Here is a 3,074-nt window from a genome sequence, read left to right on the forward strand (position 1 = left end):
CACCGTATCCTGGAGCTTGGAGATGATCTCGGCCGCCTGGGGTGACATGGCGGCCAGGGCCATCTGGAAGGCGTAGCCGGTGGCATTCGCGGCGATGGCCCGCATCAGCGCCTGGAACTGGTCGGCATTGATGAAGCTGAAGCTGCCGGCGTAAAGGTCGATGCCACCGCAGCCGGCCTCGAACGACGGCGGGGTGACATGCATCAGGGATTCGGAGACGATGCGGTTCCTGGCCTGTAATGACCCGCCGTCGAAGACGCCGCGACGCTGCCCCATGTGGGCCGTCGGTGTCGTCGCGTTGACCATGGTATTGAACAGTTGGTCCGACTGCTGCGCCAGGCCCCCCGCATGCAAAACGCCGGCTTGAAGCAGGGCGGCGACGGCGAGTGGCCCGATGGTGAGTGCTTTAGTCATGGATGAGTGCTCGCAGGCGTGCCACCAGGGCGGCGGGGTCATCGGGCAGTTCGCCCGCGTGCGTGAGCGCCGCGGCGCCCATGTCAGTCGTCACCGCCCGGGTCGGCGTGACGTCGGCTTCCGTGATCCAGCCAGCCGTGACCGCGGCCGTCACAAAGCGTTCCTGCAACTGGGCCAGCGACAGCAGGCCCTGGGCGACCGGCGCGACCTTCGGTCCGTCGGGGTCGGGGCGTACCAGGAACATGGTCGGCGTGGAGCGCACCCCGAGTGCGCGGCCCTGGCCACCATCGGCACGGAAGTTCGGAAAGACGCCACTGGGTAATGGCTGCCCGTCCAGCGAGATGGGCAGCACGGCGAAGCCGTAGCGCTGGGACATCAGGTCCAACAACGGGGCCTGCGCCTCGCAGTAAGGGCAGTCGGAGCGGAAAAAGAACCAGACCACGGAGATCCGAGCGATGCGCCCGAGCACGGCATCCCGGGCGTCGCCGGCCGTCTTGTTCGCCAGGTTGGCGCCGAAGGTCGCGGTGGGACGCTGGGTAATCTCGTCGAGGTCGGGATTGCCCTGGACCACGCGCTCGGCGACCTTTGCGAAGGTCGAGGACTTATCGAGGACGACGCGCTGCAGGTAAAAGAAGGCCGCGACGTTCTCGGGGGTCGGGTCATCGATGGCCCGGTCCCGGTAACGATCCAGGTTCTCCCGCATCCACGCGGCCGACAGCGGCGCGGGTTGCGGCGCCGCGGCGGCCTCCGGGGGTGGTACGACGGCTGGAGCCGGGGAGGTCGGAGGCGGGGGCTCCGGCTCAGCGGGTGGGGGCGGCTGCGGATCCTGGCGATACCAAAACCAACCCTGGGACTTGCCTTCGTAAAACCCATCGATTCCGGCGCTGGCCACACTGGCCGCGCCGGCGATGACCAGACCAAGTCCGATGAGGGACCCTCTATACGCGCGCATACAGTGAACACAGTGGACAGGTTGAACCGATATTTCCCGCCCGCATGACGAGAAACCCCACCTCGCAGTCCGGGCAGTGCTGCAAGTCGGCCTGGCCGCTGCGCAAGTCACGCGCGGTGGCCCAGGCCAGATTGATGTCGATGAGTGGTGGCTTGTGCCGTGGGATCAGCGCCAGGTACATCTCGAAGGCGTCGAGCAAGGCGGTGTAGTTGACGGCCTGGTAGAGCCCACGCCCATCGAGCCGCAGATACAACGCGGCGAACAGCGAGGCATGGGCCTGTTGCGGGCGGGTCTTGATGACGGTGCCCACGCTGGTGACCAGCGGTCCGCCGCGCGGTGAACGCCCGTGGATCTCGCGGTGCAGGTTGCGCAGGTATTCGCGTGCCACACCGGTGCCGGAATACACGATGGAGAGCTTGACGCCGTGTCTGACCAGGCGGACGGCCAACTGCAAGGCGGTATAGCGATCAACTGCGCTCACTGGTCGCCCCGACGGCCAGCAGCGCCGTGTGCATCGCCACCACCGGGCAATCCGTCTCAATGGGAACCCGGCCGCCCGGCAGGCAGACGGTCTGCATCGCCCGGGTGGGCAGCCGGACCTCAAAGGTACAGACCGGGAGCGTCGCCAGCGCTACGACCTCATCGGGGCCGGCCGTCAGTAACCATTCCGCCAGGACCTGGGGGACGCCGAAGGCGGTCATCGCAAACGGCACGCTCTCCCGGGCCGCGTCACGCGCGGCCAGGAAGAACGCGGTGTTGAGCCGCCGGATCGTCTCCGCGTGGTTCGGTGCGTTCAGCGTCAGGGTTGAAACCACAGTTGCTCCCGCGTCGCGAGTACCCGCGGCACATACGCTTGCGTTTCCCGATAGGGAGGAACGCGCCAGCCGTGCTTGACGACGGCGTGCTCCCCCGCGTTATAGGCCGCCGCCACCAGGGCCGCGTCACCGCCGAACAGCTCCGCCAGGTCGCGCAGATAGCGCACCCCGGCATCGATGTTCTGACCCAGGTCGCGTGGGTCGGCGCCGTAGCGCGACGCCGTGCCCGGCATCAATTGCATGACCCCGCGCGCCCCTTTCGGGCTCAGGGCCGATTGGCGCAAACCGCTCTCGTTCTTGGCGATGGCCAGCGCAAAGGCGGGGTCCACCCCGTGGCGTGCGGCTGCCGTCTTGATCAGGTGGACGACGAACGGCTGGTCGGCGGGCGCGGCATGGACGGGCCCTGCGGGAGGGCGTGGCGCCGTCGCCGGTTGCTTGCCGACGCAGCGGATCGTCGGTGCGGCCGCGCCGCTGGGCGCGCCGTCCAGGGCCGTCGCGACGGCCAGGACATGCCGGCCCAAGGCGCGTGCCGCGGTGGGATCAGCGGGATAAGCGACGCGGCCGATGGCCAACGCCGGGTCGTTCGGGGTCGTGCGCAGACCCTCGGCCAGGATGGCGGCGGCGAGCCCCAGGTTGGTCGCCGGGTCCAGCAGGTCGGACGGTGCGTCGACGCGATCACCAAAGCGCGCGATGTTGATCCCCGTCAGACCGACGTCCAGGGTGCGCTGTGTTGACCCAAAGGCGGGTGCCAGGAGTGCCTGTGCGGCATGGGCCCGGTCCTGGTAGTGGTGGGGGCGTCCGCGGGTGATCACCGTCCAGGGCCAGGGCGCGGCGGTGCCGTGCGCATCGACCCGGCCGGTGCGGGCGACGGCCAGGGCGTACAGGAGTGCCGG

The 3,074-nt window shown here is 68.9% G+C and carries 5 protein-coding genes; all 5 read right to left on the reverse strand.

What is annotated here, in order from left to right; all coding sequences use genetic code 11:
* Positions 1-414 (reverse strand): conjugal transfer protein TraH (locus QZX93_RS04240; RefSeq protein WP_366759675.1); only part of this gene is annotated, 414 nt, incomplete at its 3' end.
* The gene (locus QZX93_RS04245; RefSeq protein WP_295384965.1) at positions 407-1,366 is read right to left on the reverse strand and encodes a conjugal transfer protein TraF; all 960 of its coding nucleotides are present in this window, start codon (positions 1,364-1,366) and stop codon (positions 407-409) included. The genes QZX93_RS04245 and QZX93_RS04240, both read right to left, overlap by 8 nt.
* The gene (locus tag QZX93_RS04250) at positions 1,353-1,847 is read right to left on the reverse strand and encodes a FlhC family transcriptional regulator (RefSeq protein WP_295384967.1); all 495 of its coding nucleotides are present in this window, start codon (positions 1,845-1,847) and stop codon (positions 1,353-1,355) included. Before QZX93_RS04250 ends, QZX93_RS04245 begins: the two co-directional genes overlap by 14 nt.
* A complete protein-coding gene (locus tag QZX93_RS04255) occupies positions 1,834-2,181 on the reverse strand; it encodes a hypothetical protein (RefSeq protein WP_295394395.1) in 348 nt (115 codons plus the stop codon). Before QZX93_RS04255 ends, QZX93_RS04250 begins: the two co-directional genes overlap by 14 nt.
* The coding region (locus QZX93_RS04260; protein WP_295394397.1) for a transglycosylase SLT domain-containing protein at positions 2,166-3,074 on the reverse strand (909 nt) is incomplete at its 5' end. The genes QZX93_RS04260 and QZX93_RS04255, both read right to left, overlap by 16 nt.

It is taken from the genome of uncultured Thiodictyon sp., assembly GCF_903946935.1.
Taxonomy (GTDB): Bacteria; Pseudomonadota; Gammaproteobacteria; order Chromatiales; family Chromatiaceae; genus Thiodictyon.

Coding starts and splice junctions, on each gene's coding strand:
- QZX93_RS04245 (WP_295384965.1), bottom strand. CDS start 1,366: ATGCGCGCGTATAGAGGGTCCCTCATCGGACTTGGTCTGGTCATCGCC.